Source organism: Microvirga sp. 3-52 (genome assembly GCF_018383585.1).
In the GTDB taxonomy this organism is placed as follows: Bacteria; Pseudomonadota; Alphaproteobacteria; order Rhizobiales; family Beijerinckiaceae; genus Microvirga.
The window spans coordinates 23,774-42,548 of the sequence record NZ_JAHAMK010000010.1 but is presented as its reverse complement, the minus strand read 5'-3'; the positions used below and the strand labels follow the sequence as shown (position 1 = coordinate 42,548).

At 62.4% G+C, this 18,775-nt stretch carries 26 protein-coding genes and 1 tRNA gene; 17 read left to right on the top strand and 10 right to left on the bottom strand.

Going from position 1 to position 18,775, the window contains the following annotated elements; genetic code table 11:
* The first annotated feature begins 174 nt into the window (after nucleotides 1-174).
* Nucleotides 175-771, top strand: a complete 597-nt coding sequence (locus tag KHP60_RS10140) for an NUDIX domain-containing protein (RefSeq protein ID WP_213563779.1) — start codon at nucleotides 175-177, stop codon at nucleotides 769-771.
* Nucleotides 772-832: 61 nt separating this feature from the next.
* On the opposite strand, the gene yidC is transcribed toward KHP60_RS10140, so the two are convergent.
* The 3 genes from yidC to rpmH all read right to left on the bottom strand — a co-directional run bounded on the left by yidC (nucleotide 833) and on the right by rpmH (nucleotide 3,372).
* Entirely contained in the window at nucleotides 833-2,692 is a 1,860-nt protein-coding gene (gene yidC / locus KHP60_RS10135; protein ID WP_213563778.1) for a membrane protein insertase YidC, read from the bottom strand.
* On the bottom strand, nucleotides 2,685-3,119 hold the full coding sequence (rnpA, locus tag KHP60_RS10130) for a ribonuclease P protein component (RefSeq protein WP_213563777.1): 435 nt from the start codon (nucleotides 3,117-3,119) through the stop codon (nucleotides 2,685-2,687). Before rnpA ends, yidC begins: the two co-directional genes overlap by 8 nt.
* 118 nt (nucleotides 3,120-3,237) lie before the next feature.
* On the bottom strand, nucleotides 3,238-3,372 hold the full coding sequence (gene rpmH, locus KHP60_RS10125) for a 50S ribosomal protein L34 (protein WP_027314822.1): 135 nt from the start codon (nucleotides 3,370-3,372) through the stop codon (nucleotides 3,238-3,240).
* A 268-nt stretch (nucleotides 3,373-3,640) separates the two neighbouring features.
* Between rpmH and KHP60_RS10120 the strand changes: the two genes are divergently transcribed.
* From KHP60_RS10120 to KHP60_RS10110, 3 genes are all read left to right on the top strand, one after another.
* Nucleotides 3,641-4,435 (top strand): TVP38/TMEM64 family protein, encoded by a 795-nt coding sequence (locus tag KHP60_RS10120; RefSeq protein WP_213563776.1) that lies wholly within the window; start codon nucleotides 3,641-3,643, stop codon nucleotides 4,433-4,435.
* 292 nt (nucleotides 4,436-4,727) lie between these two features.
* Entirely contained in the window at nucleotides 4,728-6,164 is a 1,437-nt protein-coding gene (locus tag KHP60_RS10115; RefSeq protein WP_213563775.1) for a HAMP domain-containing sensor histidine kinase, read from the top strand.
* Between the two features lie 105 nt (nucleotides 6,165-6,269).
* A tRNA-Arg gene (locus KHP60_RS10110) sits at nucleotides 6,270-6,346 on the top strand.
* A 421-nt stretch (nucleotides 6,347-6,767) separates the two neighbouring features.
* Here KHP60_RS10110 and KHP60_RS10105 read toward each other — a convergent pair.
* Entirely contained in the window at nucleotides 6,768-6,935 is a 168-nt protein-coding gene (locus tag KHP60_RS10105; protein WP_213563774.1) for a hypothetical protein, read from the bottom strand.
* A gap of 143 nt (nucleotides 6,936-7,078) precedes the next feature.
* Between KHP60_RS10105 and KHP60_RS10100 the strand changes: the two genes are divergently transcribed.
* Nucleotides 7,079-7,345, top strand: coding sequence for a GlsB/YeaQ/YmgE family stress response membrane protein (locus tag KHP60_RS10100; protein WP_213563773.1), 267 nt, complete (start codon nucleotides 7,079-7,081; stop codon nucleotides 7,343-7,345).
* A 59-nt stretch (nucleotides 7,346-7,404) separates the two neighbouring features.
* Here the strand turns inward: KHP60_RS10100 and KHP60_RS10095 are convergent, their stop codons facing one another.
* Nucleotides 7,405-7,656 (bottom strand): YgaP-like transmembrane domain, encoded by a 252-nt coding sequence (locus KHP60_RS10095; RefSeq protein WP_213563853.1) that lies wholly within the window; start codon nucleotides 7,654-7,656, stop codon nucleotides 7,405-7,407.
* 146 nt (nucleotides 7,657-7,802) lie between these two features.
* Here KHP60_RS10095 and KHP60_RS10090 point away from each other — a divergent pair, with 146 nt between their 5' ends.
* Entirely contained in the window at nucleotides 7,803-8,297 is a 495-nt protein-coding gene (locus KHP60_RS10090) for a ferritin-like domain-containing protein (protein WP_213563772.1), read from the top strand.
* Nucleotides 8,298-8,377: 80 nt separating this feature from the next.
* On the opposite strand, the gene KHP60_RS10085 is transcribed toward KHP60_RS10090, so the two are convergent.
* The 3 genes from KHP60_RS10085 to KHP60_RS10075 all read right to left on the bottom strand — a co-directional run bounded on the left by KHP60_RS10085 (nucleotide 8,378) and on the right by KHP60_RS10075 (nucleotide 10,009).
* Nucleotides 8,378-8,572 carry a hypothetical protein gene (locus KHP60_RS10085; RefSeq protein WP_213563771.1) on the bottom strand — a complete coding sequence of 65 codons (195 nt, stop codon included), beginning with the start codon at nucleotides 8,570-8,572 and terminating at the stop codon, nucleotides 8,378-8,380.
* A gap of 40 nt (nucleotides 8,573-8,612) precedes the next feature.
* On the bottom strand, nucleotides 8,613-9,257 hold the full coding sequence (locus KHP60_RS10080; RefSeq protein WP_213563770.1) for an acyl-homoserine-lactone synthase: 645 nt from the start codon (nucleotides 9,255-9,257) through the stop codon (nucleotides 8,613-8,615).
* Between the two features lie 83 nt (nucleotides 9,258-9,340).
* Nucleotides 9,341-10,009: a LuxR family transcriptional regulator gene (locus KHP60_RS10075; protein WP_249688673.1), complete on the bottom strand. Its 669-nt coding sequence runs from the start codon at nucleotides 10,007-10,009 to the stop codon at nucleotides 9,341-9,343.
* A 167-nt stretch (nucleotides 10,010-10,176) separates the two neighbouring features.
* On the opposite strand from KHP60_RS10075, the gene KHP60_RS10070 reads away from it, so the two are divergent.
* From KHP60_RS10070 to KHP60_RS10030, 9 genes are all read left to right on the top strand, one after another.
* Nucleotides 10,177-10,563, top strand: coding sequence for a helix-turn-helix domain-containing protein (locus tag KHP60_RS10070; RefSeq protein WP_213563768.1), 387 nt, complete (start codon nucleotides 10,177-10,179; stop codon nucleotides 10,561-10,563).
* 126 nt (nucleotides 10,564-10,689) lie between these two features.
* Nucleotides 10,690-11,211, top strand: coding sequence for a hypothetical protein (locus KHP60_RS10065; protein WP_213563767.1), 522 nt, complete (start codon nucleotides 10,690-10,692; stop codon nucleotides 11,209-11,211).
* Between the two features lie 11 nt (nucleotides 11,212-11,222).
* Entirely contained in the window at nucleotides 11,223-11,621 is a 399-nt protein-coding gene (locus KHP60_RS10060) for a phage holin family protein (RefSeq protein WP_213563766.1), read from the top strand.
* A complete protein-coding gene (locus KHP60_RS10055; RefSeq protein ID WP_213563765.1) occupies nucleotides 11,621-12,037 on the top strand; it encodes a DUF3618 domain-containing protein in 417 nt (138 codons plus the stop codon). The genes KHP60_RS10060 and KHP60_RS10055 overlap by 1 nt, the downstream gene beginning before the upstream one ends.
* A gap of 21 nt (nucleotides 12,038-12,058) precedes the next feature.
* A complete protein-coding gene (locus KHP60_RS10050; RefSeq protein WP_213563764.1) occupies nucleotides 12,059-12,766 on the top strand; it encodes a hypothetical protein in 708 nt (235 codons plus the stop codon).
* A 445-nt stretch (nucleotides 12,767-13,211) separates the two neighbouring features.
* On the top strand, nucleotides 13,212-13,565 hold the full coding sequence (locus tag KHP60_RS10045; protein WP_213563763.1) for a response regulator: 354 nt from the start codon (nucleotides 13,212-13,214) through the stop codon (nucleotides 13,563-13,565).
* Between the two features lie 49 nt (nucleotides 13,566-13,614).
* A complete protein-coding gene (locus tag KHP60_RS10040) occupies nucleotides 13,615-14,655 on the top strand; it encodes a UV damage endonuclease UvsE (protein ID WP_249688672.1) in 1,041 nt (346 codons plus the stop codon).
* Between the two features lie 79 nt (nucleotides 14,656-14,734).
* Nucleotides 14,735-15,187: a response regulator gene (locus KHP60_RS10035; protein ID WP_213563761.1), complete on the top strand. Its 453-nt coding sequence runs from the start codon at nucleotides 14,735-14,737 to the stop codon at nucleotides 15,185-15,187.
* A gap of 185 nt (nucleotides 15,188-15,372) precedes the next feature.
* A complete protein-coding gene (locus KHP60_RS10030) occupies nucleotides 15,373-15,696 on the top strand; it encodes an SWIB/MDM2 domain-containing protein (RefSeq protein WP_213563760.1) in 324 nt (107 codons plus the stop codon).
* Between the two features lie 21 nt (nucleotides 15,697-15,717).
* On the opposite strand, the gene KHP60_RS10025 is transcribed toward KHP60_RS10030, so the two are convergent.
* The gene (locus KHP60_RS10025) at nucleotides 15,718-16,332 is read right to left on the bottom strand and encodes a hypothetical protein (RefSeq protein ID WP_213563759.1); all 615 of its coding nucleotides are present in this window, start codon (nucleotides 16,330-16,332) and stop codon (nucleotides 15,718-15,720) included.
* A gap of 113 nt (nucleotides 16,333-16,445) precedes the next feature.
* On the opposite strand from KHP60_RS10025, the gene KHP60_RS10020 reads away from it, so the two are divergent.
* On the top strand, nucleotides 16,446-17,309 hold the full coding sequence (locus KHP60_RS10020) for a D-amino-acid transaminase (protein WP_213563758.1): 864 nt from the start codon (nucleotides 16,446-16,448) through the stop codon (nucleotides 17,307-17,309).
* Nucleotides 17,310-17,362: 53 nt separating this feature from the next.
* Entirely contained in the window at nucleotides 17,363-17,716 is a 354-nt protein-coding gene (locus tag KHP60_RS10015; RefSeq protein ID WP_213563757.1) for a hypothetical protein, read from the top strand.
* Between the two features lie 21 nt (nucleotides 17,717-17,737).
* On the opposite strand, the gene KHP60_RS10010 is transcribed toward KHP60_RS10015, so the two are convergent.
* A complete protein-coding gene (locus tag KHP60_RS10010; RefSeq protein WP_213563756.1) occupies nucleotides 17,738-18,745 on the bottom strand; it encodes a hypothetical protein in 1,008 nt (335 codons plus the stop codon).
* Nucleotides 18,746-18,775: the final 30 nt, after the last annotated feature.

Genomic DNA, 18,775 nt, shown 5'->3' with positions numbered 1-18,775 from the left:
GCGGTCATGTAGAGCGCTTCGGGGTGAAAGCCATGAGGAAGATCCCAGGAAGGTCCTTCCAGAAGGCAGCTTTCAGAATTGTATCGCTCTTCTACAAAACAGAAGGAGTGCATTCAGCCAGGGCGCCGGCATGCTGAGACGCTGTGAAAATGACGTCTCCTCCAAGGCTCGAACATGACGGAAGCACCTATTCTCATTCGCTCGGTCGAAGTCCTCTCGGACGACTGGGCGATCCTCAAGAAAGTCACCTTCGATTATCGGCGGCGCGACGGAACTCTGGAACGGCAGGTTCGGCAGACCTATGACCGCGGCCATGGTGTCGTGATCCTGCCCTACGATCCTGAACGCGGCACCGTGCTGCTCGTCCGGCAGTTCCGGCTGCCGGCCTATGTGAGCGGCCATCCCGGGCCGCTGATCGAGGCCTGTGCGGGACTTCTCGACAAGGACGACCCGGAAACCTGCATCCGCCGGGAGGCGCAGGAGGAACTCGGCTACAGGCTGCGCGATACCGAGCCCGTCTTCCACGTCTTCATGAGCCCCGGCAGCGTGACCGAAAGGCTGATGTTCTTCATCGCCCGCTATTCACCGGGCGACCGCATCGGCCAAGGCGGAGGCGACAGGCATGAGGGCGAGGACATCGAAGTTCTCGAGCTGTCGCTCGAAGGGGCTCTCCGCATGATCGACGAAGGACAGATCGTCGACGGAAAGACGATCATGCTGCTCCAGCACCTGAGGCTCAAAGGGACGATGAGAGTCTCCGCCCATCCTTGAGCGGAGAAAAGAAAACCCCGGGCTCACCCCGGGGTTTTCGTTGTCTTCCGAAAGGTGCCGCTCAGCCCTTGGCGGGGCTGGTCTTGCGGCTGAAGGTCTTGCGCAGGTTGTCGAAGAGTTCGATCTTCACGCCGTTGCGCTTCATGATGAAGGCCTGCTGCGTCACGGAGAGCAGGTTGTTCCAGGCCCAGTAGATCACGAGACCGGCCGGGAACGAGCCGAGCATGAAGGTGAAGATCACCGGCATCCAGGCGAAGACCTGCTTCTGCACCGGGTCCGGCGGCTCCGGATTCATCTTCATCTGCAGCCACATGGTGATGCCCATGAGGATCGGCCATACGCCGAGCATCAGGAAGTGGCCGATCACCGGCACGGCGCCCGGGTTGTAGGGCAGGAGACCGAACAGGTTGAAGATCGAGGTCGGATCGGGAGCGGCGAGGTCGCGGATCCAGCCGAAGAACGGCGCATGGCGCATTTCGATGGTGACGAAGAGCACCTTGTAGAGCGCGAAGAACACCGGGATCTGGATCAGCACCGGCCAGCAGCCGGCGACGGGATTGATCTTCTCCTTGCGGTAGAGCTCCATCAGCGCCTGCTGCTGCTTCATCTTGTCGTCGCCGTAGCGCTCGCGGATCGAGGCCATCTCCGGCTGTACCGCCTTCATCTTCGCCATGGATCGGTAGGACTTGTTGGCGAGCGGGAAGAACAGGATCTTCAACAGCACCGTGACGAGCAGGATCGCGATGCCGAAATTGCCGAAGAGACGGAAGAAGAAGTCGAGCACCTTAAAGAGCGGCTTGGTGATGAAGTAGAACCAGCCCCAGTCGATCAGGAGATCGAAGTTCTTGATGTTGTAAGTCTCGTGATAGGAATCGATGGTTGCGACTTCCTTGGCGCCGGCAAACAGGCGCTGGGTCACCTCGATGGTGGCGCCGGGCTGGAGCGTCTGCGCCGTGCCGGCCACGGTAGCCTGATAGATGCGATCCGTCGTCTGCCCCTGCAGCGAGGTGAAGGAGCCCTGGAAGGGCTGCGTCTGGTCGGGAATGACGGCCGCGGCCCAGTACTTGTCGGTAATGCCGAGGAAGCCTCCGGTGACCGAGTTCCAGATCTGGCCGACCGTGCTGCCGCCCGAGATCGGCTCCTTCTTGTCCAGATTCGCGTAGGTGATCTCCTGCAGGCCCTCGTCGCCGAGAACGCCGATCATGCCCTCGTGCAGCACGTAATAGCCGAGGGTGATCGGCTTGCCGTGGCGGGAAACGAGGCCGTAGGACTGCAGCGTCACGGGCGTCGAGCCGCGATTCTCGACCGCATCCTTCACCGTGAACATGAACTTGTCGTCGACAGCGATCGTGCGGCGGAAGACCAGACCCTGCTCGTTCTGCCAAGTCAGGGTGACGGGGTTGCCGGGGGTCAGCGAAGTCTTGTCGGCCGTCCAGACGGTATTCTGGTTCGGCAGGCTGCCGGCCTGGGCGCCGACCCAGCCGAATTCCGCATAATACGGGTTCTGGGTGCCTGTGGGCGACAGGAGCACGATGATCGGGCTCTTGGGATCGACGGTCTCGCGGTAGTTCTTCAGGGACACGTCGTCGATGCGGCCGCCGCGCAGGTTGATGGAGCCGGCGATGGCCGGCGTGTCGATGGCCACGCGCGGCGAGCTGGCGAGGGCCGCCTCACGGGTCTGAACGGTCGGAGCCGCCGGCGTGCTCGGAACGGTTCCCGGCACGGTGGGCGAGGCCCCGCCGGCCTGGCTTGGGCTCGGAGGCTGGTTCGGCGCCGTGGGATTGACCTGCGTGGATTGCTGCTGCTGGGCGGCCTGCCGCTGCCTTTCGGCCTGGGGAGCCGCAAAGAAATACTGCCAGCCTAGCAAGATCGCCAGCGACAGCGCGATGGCGACGATGAGGTTTCTGTTGTCTTCACGCATGGGAATGTCCGCGACGCTCGCCGTTGGGGGGAGGTGAGGAGGGAGGGTGACGCTCTGCGGGAGACGCGCTTTTCGGCCTGGTGACAGCCCGCAGCGCGCGCCGAAGATCATCGATGAGCAGATCGAAATCGGCCGTCAGGATATCGCGCCGTCCGATGACGACGATGTCCGCATCGATATTCGCGTAATCCTGGCCCGCCGTGGGAATGGCGGCCCGCAGCCGGCGCTTGATCCGGTTGCGTTCCGTGGCGTGGCCGACTCGCTTCGTGACCGTGAGGCCGAAGCGCAGGCCGAGGCCCGAGCCCTCGCGCAGTCGACCCTGGACCGACATCCGCTCGGTATGAAAGCGGCGGCCAGAGGCCGCCGCGACGAAGTCAGGTCTTTTCGTCAGACGCCCGAGGCTTAGCTCTGCGCGAGGCTCGCGCATCGGGCTATCCTAGGCCGCTTACGCCGACANCGCCCCCCGCGACGAAGTCAGGTCTTTTCGTCAGACGCCCGAGGCTTAGCTCTGCGCGAGGCTCGCGCATCGGGCTATCCTAGGCCGCTTACGCCGACAGGCGCTTGCGACCATGGGCGCGGCGAGCGGCAATGACCTTGCGGCCACCCTTGGTCGCCATGCGCGCACGGAAGCCGTGGCGGCGCTTGCGAACCAGCTTGCTCGGTTGATACGTCCTCTTCACGGCACATCTCCGGTCGAATGGGGCAGCGGTGCTCGATGGCTCGCGCCCGTCTGGTTAAGTTGGGGTTGCCCCCGAAACTGTCTCGAAAAAACGATCAGCGCCCCAGAAGAGCGCTGTCAGCTTGCGGGCTTATGACGGAATGGAGGGGCAAAGTCAACGCCGCTCTGGCCTTTATGCGGCAATCGGCCCGGCGTCTTCGCCACCGCGACAGAACCCGTAGGCTTGGCCCTGCCGAGTGCTACATATGGCACGGAATCGAGGAGGATACGTGATCGAAACGCAGCCAAAACCCCATAGACCAAAGAACGCAGGCCGTCTCTGGCGCACTTTGCCTCTCGTGCTGCTTGTCCTGGCCCTGGGGGGCGTCTTCGCCACGGGCCTGCACCGCTCCTTGAGCTTCGAGACCTTTCTCCGCTATCAAACCTGGCTTCAGGGCCTCGTCGCCGCCCACCGCTGGACGATGCTTGGGCTCTTCTGCCTGATCTACGTGGCGGCGGTGACCCTGTCCCTGCCGGTTTCGGCTTTCCTGACAACCATCGGCGGGTATCTGTTCGGCTGGGCGCTCGGCGGGATCGCGGCCTCCATGGCGGCCACCCTAGGGGCCGCCAATATCTTCCTGATCGCCCGCACGTCCCTGGGACGGCCTCTCCTGGAAAGGGCGGGTGCCCGCATCCAGGGCCTCGCGGCGGGCTTCCGGAAGCAGGCTTTCCTCTACCTGCTTTCCCTGCGCCTGATTCCCGTGGTGCCGTTCTGGCTGACGAATCTCGCGGCCGCCTTCTTCGGCATGCGTGTGAGGCCTTTCGTGCTGGCGACCCAGATCGGCATGCTTCCGGTCTCTTTTGCCTTCGCCTTCGCCGGCTCCGGGCTCGACGAGGTGATGTCCAGACATGAGAAGCTTCGCGCCGATTGCCTTGCTGCCGGCCAAACCGAATGCAGCGTCGATTTCAGGGTCGGGAGCCTGTTGACGTCCGAGCTGATGATCGCTCTAGCTATCCTAGGAATTTTGGCGCTGGTTCCGGTCGGGCTGAGGCACTGGCGCAGGCGCGCCGACGAGGGGTCATGAACGGGCAGGTAGAGAGGACTGGAGCATCGAACCCGAGAGTGGATTGCACTTTCGGGATTGATCCGACGCTCCTTTCCTTGCTCGGCGCATCGTATGGAGTGGGAAGCCAGCACCACTTTTCACCGGCGCGCACCGGCGGTTCTGCACCATGCACGAGCGGGGTTGATTCAACCCTACCTACCTTTATCCCGGCTGATGTCGGGCGCGGCGGTGGAGTTTCTCGAATCGTCGGCCCAGAATCCTCGATCGCGGCGACCGGCTCTCGTGGGTCGCCGCCAGGAATGACATGGGAATGAGCCGCGAGCCGACCACCTTCGCAGGGCGATTTTTTTTCCAGTTCGGGCTCTCCGCGCGCCTGCTCATGCTGACGGTGCTCTTCGTGATGATCGCAGAGGTGCTCATCTATGTGCCCTCTGTCGCCAATTTCCGCCTGACTTGGCTCAACGACCGTCTGGCGGCGGCGCAGATCGCCGCCATGGTTCTCGATGCAGCGCCTGAGGAAAGCCTGTCGGAAGAGCTGGAACTGCGCCTTCTGCACGGGGTCGGCGCCAAGGCCATCGCCTTGAAAGGGGGTGGGCGCAGGAGCCTGCTGGCCACCGGCGACGTTCCGCCGGAGGTGAGCAAGACGGTCGACCTGCGCGACGCGAAATGGATGCCCCTCGTCCGAGACGCCTTCTCGGCCCTGCTCACTCCTGCCGACAAGCCGATCCGCGTCATCGGGGCCGGCATGGGTGTGGAATTCGTCGAGATGATCCTCGACCAGGCGCCCCTGCGCCGTGCCATGATCGAGTTCTCCCGCAACATCCTCTTCCTGTCCCTCTTCATCTCCGTCATCACGGCAAGCCTCGTCTATCTGACCCTGCAATGGGTGATTGTGCGGCCCGTGCGGCGGCTCACCGGCAACATCGCGGAATTCTCCAGCAACCCGGAGGACGCGTCCCGGGTGATCCGGCCGACCGATCGCGTCGACGAGATTGGCCTCGCCGAGCAGGCCCTGGCCCGCATGGAAACCACCCTGGCCGACGAGCTGCGCCAGAAGCGCCGTCTGGCGCAGCTCGGACTGGCGGTCAGCAAGATCAATCACGAGCTGCGCAACATGCTCACCACCGCACAGCTCCTCACGGACCGGCTCGATCGGGTCAGCGACGAGAGCGTCCAGCGCATCGCCCCCAGGCTCGTCAACACCCTCGACCGGGCCATCGCGTTCTGCGAGACCACCCTGGCCTACGGCCGGGCGACGGAGCCGCTGCCGCAGCGGCGGCTCACTCCCCTGGCGCCCTTGATCGCGGAATTGTCGAATCTCACGGATCTTGCTCCCGAGGTCGGCATCGTGTTCGACGCGCAGGTGCCCGAGGACCTCATGATCGATGCCGATCCGGACCAGCTCTCCCGGGTTCTGGTGAACATGGTCCGCAACGCGGTCCAGGCCCTGAGCCAGACCGGATCGCCCGAGGGGCAGCCCCGGATCGACGTGACCGCCTCGCGGGAGGGCGGCACGGTGTGCATCCTGATCAAGGACAACGGGCCCGGAATTCCCGAACGGGCGAAGGCCAACCTGTTCACGCCCTTCCAGGGCTCGGCTCAGAAGGGAGGGACGGGCCTCGGCCTGCCGATCGCCGCGGAACTCGTTCAGCTCCATGGCGGAACGATCACGCTTGATGAGAGCCACGGCAGGACCTGCTTCAAGATCGCGATCCCCGACCGGCTGTCGCCGGAAGAGGCAAACTGAGGCTTTCCGCACATCTTCTGTACGAAGAGGCTTGCCAACCCGATCAGATCCCTCTATGTCACCGGCCTCGGCCAACGTTGCTTCCCGCAACGACCTGCCGACCAAGCGCCCGTAGCTCAGCTGGATAGAGCACCAGACTACGAATCTGGGGGTCAGAGGTTCGAATCCTTTCGGGCGCGCCATTCCTTCCTAGACATCGATGCAGACGACGCGAAGGTTCGAGGCTCAGTTTCTGAGTATCGGCCCTTTGTTGGACAAGACTTGCCGAGTCATGGCCGGCCTTGGACTTGATCCGGGGATCGGCCCGGCCATCCCAATGCCGTGAGGCGCGGCGTCTCAATCAGTCGGGATCACTGGCACAAGGCCGGTGATGACGTGGAGGGAGAAGTGGAGGGCGGCGGCTCATCCGGCGTCGTCCATCATCCAGTCGCACCTCCTACTCCTGCCCGTCATGGCCGGGCTTGACCCGGCCATCCCGATGATGAAAAGCGCTGCACCTCACCGAAGCGGAATCACCGGCACAGGGTCGGTGATGACGAAGGGAACGGGTCTTCGGCCTGCCTCTCAGGCGGCCTCTTATGCATGCGGCCAGGGGCTTGAGTTCTAAACCTCGGCGGCTGGAGTGACACCGAGGTCGTTGAGCTTGGCTCGAACCTCCGTGACCGGCCTCTTCAGCTTCAGGCTGATCACCGATACCGGAACGCCTTCCCTTGCAAGCGACAGAAGGACCTGGACGGACTCGTAATTCCAATGCTCTCCATCAGAGTTCATGATGCCTCTCCATGTACACGAACGGGGAGCGTCCGTTGCAAGTGCGGCGAGATCATGAAAAACGCGCTCCGGGGACCCTGCCACCGCAACCTTAGCCGAAGATGTGCGTTCCTTGTGGAGGCAACGCAGACTAGGGACCCATCATGAGCATTATCTGGACCATCATCATCGGCTTCGTCGCTGGCCTGATCGCAAAATGGATCATGCCTGGCCGCAATGAGCCATCCGGGTTCATTCTCACCACCATTCTTGGCATCGTGGGTGCCGTCATTGCCACCTATCTTGGGCAGGCTCTGGGCTGGTACCGGGCCGATGAGGGGGCGGGATTCATCGGCGCCATCGTCGGGGCCGTCATCGTGCTCTTCGTCTATGGCCTGATCGCCGGACGCCGCTCGACGTCGTCTTACTGATCGGTTTCGCAATAGACTGGAATGCCGAGGGCCACAGTGAAACTGTGGCCCTTCTTGCATCAGCGGTGGTGAGAGATGCGTTCGCTTCCGTGCGAGCCCGTGAGAGCTGCCTTGACGGGGCAGTTGCCCACATAGCCGCGCCAGGCGAGATAGGAACCGCCCACGAGCGCCAGGATATTCAGGAGCGGATTGGGGCGCGGCTTGGCAGCCGCGGCCGCGAGGCCGAGGCCGGCCAGCATATAGGCGCCGCGCTCGGTCGTGCTGAGATTGGGTTCTCCATTCATCAGCGAGCCGGCCCTCGCCGAGATCATGTTCGTCACGTCGGTTCTCCTTGATTGACCTTGGCCGAACGCGACGCGAAGCGGTGTTGTTCCTCTGAATCGCTCCATTGCCGATATCGGGAGGAACCTCGAAGCTTGACCTTCGTTGAGTCCACGCTCAACGAGGAGTCATGACAATGGCAGCCAAGGAAAAGACCTTGAACGACCTGTTCCTTCATACGCTGAAGGACATCTACTATGCCGAGAAGCAGATTCTGAAGGCTCTGCCGCGGATGGCCAAGAACGCCGAGTCCCAGGAGCTGCGGCAGGCTTTCGAAACCCATCGCGATGAGACGGAAGGCCAGATCGAGCGGCTCGAGAAAGTTTTCGAGATGCTCGGCAAGCCGGCTCGCGGCGTGCAGTGCGAGGCGATCAACGGCATCATCGAGGAGGGCAAGGAGGTCATGGAGGACTTCGCGGACAGTGAGGCTCTCGACGCCGGCATCCTTGCCGCGGCCCAGGCGGTCGAGCACTACGAGATCACCCGCTACGGCTCCCTGAAGACCTGGGCTCAGGAACTGGGCATGAGCGACGCCGCAAGGCTTCTCGATCAGAACCTTCAGGAAGAGAAGAAGACCGACAAGCTGCTGACCGACCTCGCCGAGGCTCGGGTGAATACGAAGGCGGCCTGACGAACGCCCTTCAAGGCCAAGGCCTCGCGCTCCCACGAGCGCGAGGCCTTTATCTTTGCGGGCGTACCGGACGATCAGTCTCAATGCCGATGGGCAGTGTCGGGCACAACCTCGGTGTCCAATGTCAGGCGCATGGATCCCGATGGCGTGACCTCGAGCGAAGCTCTCATCGTGTCGGGGTATTCCACCAGATGCATGAAGGCCAGGAGCCTCAGGCGCACGATGGGAGGGAATTGCGCAAGACAATGTGCCAGGTTCTGGGACGCGCGATTCATCAACTCCTCCTGGACGAGACGGGAGAGGGGAGGATTCTCTTCAGGCAGCGACATGCGGCACCCGATCACGATCAGAGGAAACCCTCGGATCCCGCGAGAGGAAGGACCCGCGCAGGCTGGCCAGCCTGCTGACGCGCTCCAGGCTTTCCTCGAAGATGCGAATGGCCGCCGCGATGCAGGGCTGGCCCTCGACCAGGGTCGGCATGCCGAGTGGACGCACCTTGAAGCCGGCTTGGTGCCAGCGGGGCAACCACCACATCTCGACGACGGCGGTTACCTCGGTAATGCCTTCTTCGAGGCAGAATTGCTGGAAAGCAGCCAGAAGGCGACAATCCGCGCGGCCGGTCCGCCGCTCCTTGACGATGAAGTAGCGCGTGCATTCGAGGATGGTGGCGCCGGTCAGGGCGCCGCGCTCCTTCACGAGATGAGGAAAGGCTTCGCTGATCATGTGTGGCAGGAGCGTCGGATAAAGCCTCAGGCCTCCGATGACCCGGCCCTTGTCGAGCGCGATCAGATAGGTGGCATGATCGTTGTCATAGGCATCCATCTCCCGTCCGTCGGGGCGCCGGAGATCGTGCCAACCCCGTTCCTCGACGAAAACCTTGTGCCGAAGGTGGAAGTACTCGTCGAGAACGTCTGAATAATAGGTCCTGTTGTCCTTGGTGATCACTTGGATGGAGGTCATGCCCCTGCTCCCCGATTTCTCGAGGAGCAGTTTTCATGGCGGGCCGCATTTGAACATTGTAGGAAATTACAGGTACTTTTACGTCAGATCTCGATGAGGCGGTGCTGAAGCGCCCGGGCCACGGCATGGGTCTTGTTGGCGGCGCTAAGCTTCTGGCAGGCGCTGCCGATATGGGCGGTGATGGTTCTTTCCGTGACGCCCAGGATCTCGCCCGTATCCGCTGCGGACTTGCCCAAGGCCGCCCAGCGCAGGGTCTCCTTCTCGCGGGCAGTCAACGGATTAGGCTGCGGGGAGGGGGCCAGGATCTGCCTGGCCCGCTCGAACGCGTAGATGGCCATCAGATGGAGGGCGGGCTTGGTCTGCGGCGTCAGGTCGAGCTGAGGGCCGCTCATCGAGAGGCAGGCCTCGAAACCGTTCAGCCCGTGAATCGGAAGACAATAGCCCTGCTTCATGCCGAATTCCGCCGCCCCGTGCATGATCGCTGCCCCTTTGGGGTTCGTTTCTGGATTGTAAGGCGCCTCGTCCCATTCGAATGGCTGGACAGTTTGCCGGCAGAGGCGGATCACAGGATCGTGGCGGTCATACCCGTTATGGGTGTAGCGGCGGTACCAATCCAACGGCCATTTCTTCAACAGAACCAAGGTCTCGATCCGCTGATCCGGATGTGGCAGCCCGGTCACGATGAAGTTCTCGAAGCCGAAGCGGGCAAAGGACCGCTCCATGGCATCAACAATCTCATCAGACGTAGCCAACCGATCCAGTTCCTGAATGAAATCAAAGGCTTCTGTCGACTGGTCAAGGCTTCGGCCGCTCACGGATACCTCGCATAATTACAACCTATAGGTTAATATAATAACTATACTACCAAAAGTTTTGAAAGTGGCATACAACCCCGAAAGGGCAGTGGCAGGAGCGGTTGTTGCAGAAGAAATCACCCAACCAGATCGACAAGCACATCGGAGGCCGGGTCAAGGCCCGGCGGATCCTGCTCGGCATGAGCCAGGAGAAGCTCGCGGATGCCTTGGGGCTCACGTTCCAGCAGGTTCAGAAATACGAAAAAGGCGTGAACCGCATCGGGGCGAGCCGTCTGCTCCACATGGCAGCCATTCTGGACGTCAACATCGAGTTCTTCTTCGAAGGAGTGCCCGGGCTGCGTGCCGGCGGGTTCTCCGATGACAGCCTCGTGGCCGAGTTTCTGACACGGTCGGAAAGCGACCGCCTCGTGCGCGGATTCCTGAAGCTGAAGGATGACGAAACCCGCAGGAAGGTCGCGGATCTCGTCGACTGGCTCGCATCCGCCAGCTAAGGTCCCACCCGCCGAGCCTCCGCGAAGAACGCTTCACCCTCTAAAGCATTGACCCACGGGGAGGTTCGGAACCTGCCGCGCTTCTAACGGTTACTCACTCACGATTGAGAGAGGTTGACCATGGGCGTGGGACAGCAAAACACCAACAGGCAGCAGGACAACGGCAACGAGGATTGGGATGCGCTCAAGGGCGACGTCGGCGACATCGCAGGCGTTGCAGTAGAGCGCAGCCGTCACTTCATCGATTCCGCGCGGGAGCAGGCGACGGATTATGTCGACCGCCGCAAGGACGATGTTGCGCAGTCCGTTGCAGATTTCGCCACTTCGCTGCGCGAATCCACTCATTCCTTCGATGAGCGGCCCAACATCCGCGCCGTGGTTGACACGGCAGCCGAAGGATTGGAGCAGCTTGCGGATTCCATCCGCGACCGCACCTTCGCGGACTTTTTCAACGAGTTCGAGGATGTGGTCCGCCGCCGCCCCGCGACCGTGGCTGCCGTATCCGTCGCCGTCGGCTTCCTTGCCGCGCGCTTCATCAAGAGCACGGCAGAGGATCTTCGCTATGACAGCGTGCATGCGGGCCAGGCGCAAAGCCGGCAGACCCGTGCACGACAGGCTCAGCGCCCGCGCGCTGGAACCGGCGCCTGACGGAGGCTGCCATGCAGGGCAACGGCAACGGCAACCAAACCATTCAGGGCCTCGTCGGTGAGGCACTGCGGGAATCCACCGATCTCGCGCAGAAAGAGTTCACGCTCTTTCGAACCGAGGTTTCCCAGAACATCCGCACTCTCTTCATGGGTCTCGCGATGGTCGTCGTGGCGGCGATCTTCGCCATTGCGGCCGTCATGCTGCTGACCGAGTCCCTGGTCGAGTGGCTCGCAACCGTCGTCAATTCGGAGGCTCTTGCCGCGCTGATCGTCGGTGGCGTGCTTGCGCTGATCGCCATCGGTCTCGGGCTCTGGGGCCGCAGTGCCATGACCTCGTCCTCGCTCATGCCGCAACGGACGATGCGCTCCCTCAAGCGTGATGCGGAAGTCCTGTCCGAAAGAGGTGCATGATGACGTCACAGAGTCTGCAGGAGATGGAGAGAGATATCGAGCGCAGTCGCGCTCAGCTCGATCAGACCATCGATCGCCTTCAGGACAAGATGTCCGTCTCCGGTGTCGTCGACGACATGCTCGGTACGGCCCGGAATGGCCAGTACGGACCACTCTACGACAAGGTTCTGGACACGGTCCGGCGCAACCCGGTGCCGGTCATGCTGATCGCGATGGGCGTCGGGCTTCTCGCCTACCGGCTGGGTCGCTCAGTGACGCGCCCGAGAACCAGACTGATCGCGGCCGACGAGGATCTGATCACCGAAGAGCATCTCCTGATGGAGATGGAGGATCCTCGCCTTTATGGCGCGGAAGCCGCGCCTCCGCACTCGTCCGATCCGATGTTCGAGCGTTCCGACATCAATCCCCGCTTTTGACGGATAGAACAGGAGTTTTCCATGGCGAACAACAAGAACGAAACCGGCAAGCCGACGGATAAGCCGGGCGGAGCCCAGTCCGGTACGGCCGGCAATGTTTCTGCCGGAACGTCGGTTGGCAATATCGGCGAGCCGCCGATGCCCCACGCGCATGAGCAGAAATCCTCTCAGGCGTCCAATTCCACTGGTGGAAGTCAGGGAGCAGGTCAGCAGAGGAACCAGTCGTCGCAGCAGAATGCCCAAGATCAGAGCGGCTCGATGACCGACAAGGCTCAGCAGGCTGCCGATCAGGTGCGTCAGAAGGCAGGAGACGCCTATGAAGGCGCTTCCGACTGGGCTCGCGATACCTATGAACGCGCTTCCGACTGGGCTTCCGGTACCTATCAGGGCCAGCGCCGTCGCGTGAACCAGATGGGCGGCCGCTCGGCGCGCGCTTTCGGCAACGCCCGCGGCGGCGTTCAGAGTTATGTGTCCGAAAATCCCATGGTGGTTGGTCTCGTGGGATTGGCCGCAGGTCTTCTCTTGGGCGCTCTGCTGCCGCGCACCCGTCGCGAAAACGAGATGTTCGGCGAGTGGGCGGACGAGGTTCGCAATCAGGGCCTTCGCTATGCCCGCGACGCTGCCAATCGTGGCCGCGAGTACGTTGAAGATACCTTCAACGGCGATGATGCGCAGTTCAGCCGGCACGAGAGCGAGTTCAACGGTCAGCGGGATGCCAACCGCCACTAAAGCTCACATCACCAAACCAAGATGAGAAGCGCCGGCGCAAGCCGGCGTTTTTACGGCTTCATCGCGAGACCGCGAAAGGTGAACGCAAATGCCAGTCGGGGGAGCTGTAGAAGTAACAACGGCCACGGCGAGGTGATGCGCGTACATCCGGCGTCATCATCTCGGCATCGTGACCGTTCTGGTGGACGATTGCGCCACCAGCTTGATCCAGAGATGGGAATGGGACGCTCCGGTTTCAAGACTTCCTGACGAGTTGCTCCTGCTCGCCTGAAACGGCCGAGGCGGTTCTTTAACCGTATTTCCTCAAAATTCCCTCCTGAACGATTCATGCGGGAACGAGGCTGTGCCGAACTTGTTGCCCCTCCACAAGGCTAAAATTTCCTATCTCCGAGGAGTTTCGCGCGAGATGCGGTCCTGTCGAAGGATCGGTTGTTGGAGTTGGGGCATGCGTATTCTGATCCTGGAAGACGATCCGTGGATTGCCACGGACCTGCAGTCCATTCTCGAAGCCGAGGGACATGAGATCATCGATTCTCTCGGCTGCCTGGACGAAGCCTACCGGCATCTCGACGATGGATTTGATTGTGCCTTGCTCGATGTCGATGTGATCGGCGGCAAGAGTTTCGGCGTGGCGGAGGCTCTCCTCGAGCGCCGGATCCCCTTCGTCTTCGTATCGGCCTCCAAGCCCTCCGACCTGCCCCAGTCCCTTCGGCAAGCGGCCTTCGTCGCAAAGCCTTTCGAGGAGCGGACGCTTCTCAAATCCGTGGAGCATCTCACTCTCAATCGCTTGCCCTGCTGAGACATTGCAGGCGGGAACCTGTCACGGCTCGATGACGTCATCTCACATCATGCAAGATTCCCGCTTCGGCTTCTGCTGCAAATACATTCCCGAGGATGGCGACGCCCAGGCCGTGCGGGCGATGAACACGAGCACGGTGACGATGGCCTATCTCGGGCGGCTCGATCCGAAGGCAGCTTACGATAAACTCAGCTCCGTCGTGGCTCATAACCTTGAAGCGTTCCGACTGCAGATCGCCCACGTGGCGACACGGCCGAAGCTCGAACGCCTGCACCGGCTGTCGAGCGATCTTCTTCCGGGATATACCCATCCGAGCTGCAAGGAACTCTACCAGGACCCCGACCTGCGCCGCCTGATCGAGACGAAGCTCGCTTCGATGGGGCAGCTCGCGCGAGACCACGATGTGCGGCTCAGCATGCATCCTGGCCAGTTCTGCGTCATCGCATCCGCCAATCCATCGGCCGCCGCCAACGGACTGGCTGAATTCGAGTACCACGCCGAGATCATGACGCTCATGGGATACGGCGATGGCTGGCACCCGCACGGAGCGCATATCAACATCCATGGCGGCGCAAAGGCTCTGGGCGCCGAAGGCATCCGGGGCGGCCTTTCGCACCTGTCGAACACGGCCCGCAATCTGATCACGATCGAAAACGACGAAGTCAGCTTCGGCCTCGACGATCTCCTGCCTCTTGCCGATGACGTCCCCCTCGTCCTTGATCTCCACCACCACTGGATCATGAGCCGAGGCGAGTACATCGAGCCGGGGGATCCCCGGATCGGACGCATCGTCGCCTCCTGGCGTGGCGTTCGCCCGGTGAGCCATGTCAGCGTCTCACGCGAGGATCTGCTGCCCGATCAGGACATCGGAACTCTTCCTGACTTCCAGTCCCTGGTCGCGGCGGGGATCAAGCCGAGGGATCTGCGTGCCCACTCGGATCTCATGTGGAACGAGGCCGTGAACGATCTGGTGCTTCGCCATCTGACCTGGTCGGATTTCGAAATCGAAGCCAAGCTCAAGAACATCGCCTCGGAAGGCTTGGCCCATCACGTAGAACGCCGACAGGCGGCCAGCCGGGTTCTGCGATAATATTTCGCTTTCATGGAGAGCTTGGAACCAAACCGTTTTGGCCGCGTTGTCGGGCATTGTGCAGTGAGTCAAGAAGTCGATGCCCGCCGACCCTTCCACAGTTCTCCTCGTCGAAGACGAACCTCTCATCCGCCTCTTCATTTCAGACCTTCTCGAAGATGCCGGTTTCAAGGTGGTCGAGGCAGCCAATGCCACGGAAGCCCTGGTGCTTCTGGAGGCGGGCCTGCCTGTCAATGTCCTTTTGACGGATGTGGACATGCCCATGGGCTGCAACGGCTTCGAGCTCGCGCATCGGGTCCATCGTGCCTGGCCGGAGACCGAGATCCTCATCATGTCGGGCCGGCAATGGCCCTCCGAAGGCGACCTTCCGCCTGGAGCGGCCTTCCTGGCCAAGCCATGTCCCAACGAGGCCATCGTGTCCCATGTCCACTCCGCGGCGGACCGGACGAGGCGCTTCAGCCATGTTGCCAAAACCCCACGGCCTTCTGCCGAACATGCCGGGAAGATCCTCCCCTTCCCGAAAACCGCCTAAATTCCTGAACTCTGGCTTGCTGATGGCGCTGAGCGGACATAAGCTCTGCCGGAATTGACCTTCTGTCAGGGGGCCGGGCTCCGGTAAGTCTTTCCGCGACGTCCGACCGAAGGCTGGTCAATGAGCTTTTCGGGCCTGGTTCAGGGCTGTCGACGAGCTTTCCCATACCATTCCCGGAGGAATACATGCCGACCAAGACTACAGACGGAAAAGCCGGTGCGAAGAAGGCTGCAGACAAGCCTGCCGCCAAGAAGGCTGCCGGCTCCAAGCCCAATGCTCTTCAGAAGCCTTTGCAGCCGTCCAAGGAACTGGCCGCCATCGTAGGCTCGGACCCGCTGCCGCGCGGCGAGGTCGTCAGCAAGATCTGGGACTACATCAAGAAGAACAACCTCCAGAATCCCGAGAACAAGCGCGAGATCCTGGCTGACGACAAGCTGCAGCCGATCTTCGGCAAGCCGAAGGTGACGATGTTCGAGATGAACAAGCATCTCGCCCAGCACCTGAAATAAGCCTGCTGACAGCAGAGCCGCTTATGAGTCCTGCCGCCACTGTGTGAGCGGCAGGATATCCGGACGCTGACCCGGCGCCTTCTCCCAGGGATCCACAGCCCAGGCTGTTCCGGTCCGCTTCTCGGTAATGACCGCTGTGAAGTGCGGATAGCGTCCGTCGAGGAAGAAGCCGCGCGATTCCGGGTATTCCACCACGTGGTGGGCCAGAAGCCCCTGTTCCTGCAGAACCAGGAGCAGGCTCGTGGTGTTCGTGGTCTCGTCCAGGCAGTCCATTTGCCCATTAACACCCGACATCCGGGGCGGCGAGCCTGGCTCATCGGGCTTCCCGCCGAACGATGTGGCGAGATAGGCCGTGTAGGATCTGATCACCTCGCCCAGAGCGCGCCGCTCCGCATCGGGCGAGCCCTGGCCGGATCTCAGGGCGGCCCTGGCGCGGCTGATCCACGCCCCATCGACCGAGATCGCCATGCGGCGCGCGCATCCATAGCCGTGACACGCGATGATCCTGTTCCCCGACGGTCCGACATAGCCCTGCTGATTGAACCAGCTTTGAGCCGGAAGGGACGCTGCAGGGGCGGCCGACGTCATGAACAGAAAGGGCAGGGCTTTCAAAATGAGAAGTGGCGTCGATCGCATGTTGGGGGTACCTATCCGCGAAAGGCTGAAGGCGCCCCTGGTCATATAGATCGAGCGGTTCCTCTGCCCATAGGTTAAGCTTGATTGAGTTGGGTTACGACTTTGGAGTTTCCATGTCCCGCATCGTCTTCCTGAACGGATCCTTCCTGCCGATCGAAGAGGCCAAGGTGCCTTTCATGGACCGAGGCTTCATGTTCGGGGACGGGGTCTACGAGGGGATCGGGCTGCTCGCCGGACGCCTGATCGACAACGAGGCGCATCTGGAGCGTCTGGAGCGTTCGCTCGCCGAGATCCGCATTCCCAATCCCTATACCAGGGCCGAGTGGACCTCCATTCAGGAAGAGCTCGCGCGGCGCAACGGCATGACCGAAGGCTTCATCTATTTCCAGGTCACCCGCGGGGTCGCGGAACGGGATTTCTTCTTCCCCGAAGACGCCAAGCCCACGGTCGCGATGTTCACCCAGGCCAAGGCAATCGCCAGCGCTCCGGCGGCACAGACGGGTATCGCCGTCATCACCGTGCCGGATCTGCGCTGGCAGCGACGGGACATCAAGTCGCTCAATCTGCTCGCACAGGTTCTTGCCAAGCAGGCGGCGAAGGAGGCCGGCGCACAGGAAGCCTGGCTGGTGGAAGACGGCTTCGTGACGGAGGGCGGCTCATCGAGCGCCTTCATCGTCACAAAAAAGGGCAGCATCGTCGTGCGCCCGCTCTCGAACGCCATCCTGCCGGGCATCACACGCAAGTCCCTGCTGCAGCTCTCGAAAGAGGCCGGAATCGTGCTCGAAGAGCGTCGCTTCACGGTCGAGGAGGCATACGATGCCGCCGAGGCCTTCCTGACTAGTGCCTCGAACTTCGTTCTGCCCATCGTGTCCATCAATGGGCGTCCCGTCGCCGACGGCAAGCCGGGCCCGATTACGAAGAAGCTGCGCGAGCTTTACTTGGCCATGGCCAGCGCACCGGCCATGGCGGCCGAATAGCTTTGCCGGAACCCGCTCCTGGGTCGCCCGTTGCCTTTCCAAAGGAGCGACCCATGAAGCGTGTGCTGGTCTTATCCACGATCCTTGCCGCCGGACTCGGCACGGCCGCCCTGGCGCAGAATCCCGAGGTGCTGAAGCAGCAGGCGCCGAACATGCCTGCGCCGAACCAGATGCCGGCCGAGAAGGTCGAGCCCGACAGCAACCTCTCCGGCCCGAACGGCCCATCCGAGACAGGCTCGACCAATACCTTGAGCGACAAGCTGGAGCAGTCCGATGGAGTGATCCGGCCCCCGGCGAACGCCTCCCCCGACATTACCGTCCCGGCGCCGGTGCCCGATCCCGGCACGACCCCGGTCATCCGCCCGCCAGGCAGCCCCGGTGGCAATCAGCAATTGGATCCGAAATGAAGCGCGATTCGGCGGGGAGGATCACTTCCCCGCCGAGCGACGCCGCTTGCCCTCGCGGGATCGGTTGTTCTCGCGCGCTTTCCCGTTCCCGGCCGGGCCGCTGCCGCCTTTCATGATCTGAGCGGCCACTTCGGAAATCTGGCGACGCAACTCGTCATTCTGATCCTGTGAGCCCTCCAAGCCCGCCAGGCGGCTCTGGGCATCGTCCCGCTCGCTTTCGATCTCGCGGATCCGCTGCTCCAGGATCAGGCCGCGCTCCTGTTCGGCCGCGAGGCTCCTGGCCAGTTCGGCCAGACGAAGGCGCTCGTCCGAGAGCTCGCTGTGGCGCTCGCCCAAGGCCCGCTCGAAATCGTTGCCCCGGGCGGTCTGAGTCATCAGGCGGGTTTCGAGATCCGAGATGGTGATCCGCTTGGTGTCGAGCTCGCTCAAGGAAGCCGTGAGGCGCCGCTGGGTATCGGTGAACTCGGTCTCCAGGCGGGTGAGCTTTTCCTCCGTGTGGATCAGCTCGGTCTTGAGCTTGGAACGTTCATGCTGCGCGAGGTCCAGTTCCATCCGGGTGTTGGACAGCTCGTTCAGGGTCGCGCGGTGGGCGTTCTCAAGGGCTGTCAGCGTCTCGCGAGTGCTCGTGAGATAGGTCTGGGTCTGCGCTTGGTCCGCCTCGATGGCTGCAAGCCGGGTCTGGGTTTCGGCCAGCTTCGTCTCAAGCTCGGACACCGTGCGGTCCCGCTCGGCCAGTGTGGCTTCCAGGGCTTCGATCCTGATTGCCCGCCGGCCGAGCTCTTCCATGCTTTCGTGCTTGAAGGCGAGAGCCTCTTCGGCCTTGCGCTCGATCCGCCGCTGCAGGACGGCGAACTCGGCCCGGAGGTGATCCTTCTCCGCCGTCAGTTCCGAGATCGACATGGGAAACAGCGCCTCGGCCCTGCGGCGGGCCAGACGCTCCGCGCGGGCATTGACGGCCGGAATGATAAGAAGCGCGATGAGGGATGCTGCGACGAACCCCAGCGCAAAGATCATGATGCTTTCGATCACGCGGACGCCAACTCCAAGGTGCTTGACCGG

Bases quoted from the DNA above. Each gene is read 5' to 3' on its own strand.
- KHP60_RS10140 (WP_213563779.1), top strand. From the start codon at position 175: ATGACGGAAGCACCTATTCTCATTCGCTCGGTCGAAGTCCTCTCGGAC.
- yidC (WP_213563778.1), bottom strand. From the start codon at position 2,692: ATGCGTGAAGACAACAGAAACCTCATCGTCGCCATCGCGCTGTCGCTG.
- rnpA (WP_213563777.1), bottom strand. From the start codon at position 3,119: ATGCGCGAGCCTCGCGCAGAGCTAAGCCTCGGGCGTCTGACGAAAAGA.
- KHP60_RS10115 (WP_213563775.1), top strand. From the start codon at position 4,728: ATGAGCCGCGAGCCGACCACCTTCGCAGGGCGATTTTTTTTCCAGTTC.
- KHP60_RS10105 (WP_213563774.1), bottom strand. From the start codon at position 6,935: ATGAACTCTGATGGAGAGCATTGGAATTACGAGTCCGTCCAGGTCCTT.
- KHP60_RS10100 (WP_213563773.1), top strand. From the start codon at position 7,079: ATGAGCATTATCTGGACCATCATCATCGGCTTCGTCGCTGGCCTGATC.
- KHP60_RS10095 (WP_213563853.1), bottom strand. From the start codon at position 7,656: ATGATCTCGGCGAGGGCCGGCTCGCTGATGAATGGAGAACCCAATCTC.
- KHP60_RS10090 (WP_213563772.1), top strand. From the start codon at position 7,803: ATGGCAGCCAAGGAAAAGACCTTGAACGACCTGTTCCTTCATACGCTG.
- KHP60_RS10085 (WP_213563771.1), bottom strand. From the start codon at position 8,572: ATGAATCGCGCGTCCCAGAACCTGGCACATTGTCTTGCGCAATTCCCT.
- KHP60_RS10080 (WP_213563770.1), bottom strand. From the start codon at position 9,257: ATGACCTCCATCCAAGTGATCACCAAGGACAACAGGACCTATTATTCA.
- KHP60_RS10060 (WP_213563766.1), top strand. From the start codon at position 11,223: ATGCAGGGCAACGGCAACGGCAACCAAACCATTCAGGGCCTCGTCGGT.
- KHP60_RS10055 (WP_213563765.1), top strand. From the start codon at position 11,621: ATGACGTCACAGAGTCTGCAGGAGATGGAGAGAGATATCGAGCGCAGT.
- KHP60_RS10050 (WP_213563764.1), top strand. From the start codon at position 12,059: ATGGCGAACAACAAGAACGAAACCGGCAAGCCGACGGATAAGCCGGGC.
- KHP60_RS10045 (WP_213563763.1), top strand. From the start codon at position 13,212: ATGCGTATTCTGATCCTGGAAGACGATCCGTGGATTGCCACGGACCTG.
- KHP60_RS10040 (WP_249688672.1), top strand. From the start codon at position 13,615: ATGCAAGATTCCCGCTTCGGCTTCTGCTGCAAATACATTCCCGAGGAT.
- KHP60_RS10035 (WP_213563761.1), top strand. From the start codon at position 14,735: ATGCCCGCCGACCCTTCCACAGTTCTCCTCGTCGAAGACGAACCTCTC.
- KHP60_RS10030 (WP_213563760.1), top strand. From the start codon at position 15,373: ATGCCGACCAAGACTACAGACGGAAAAGCCGGTGCGAAGAAGGCTGCA.
- KHP60_RS10025 (WP_213563759.1), bottom strand. From the start codon at position 16,332: ATGCGATCGACGCCACTTCTCATTTTGAAAGCCCTGCCCTTTCTGTTC.
- KHP60_RS10020 (WP_213563758.1), top strand. From the start codon at position 16,446: ATGTCCCGCATCGTCTTCCTGAACGGATCCTTCCTGCCGATCGAAGAG.
- KHP60_RS10015 (WP_213563757.1), top strand. From the start codon at position 17,363: ATGAAGCGTGTGCTGGTCTTATCCACGATCCTTGCCGCCGGACTCGGC.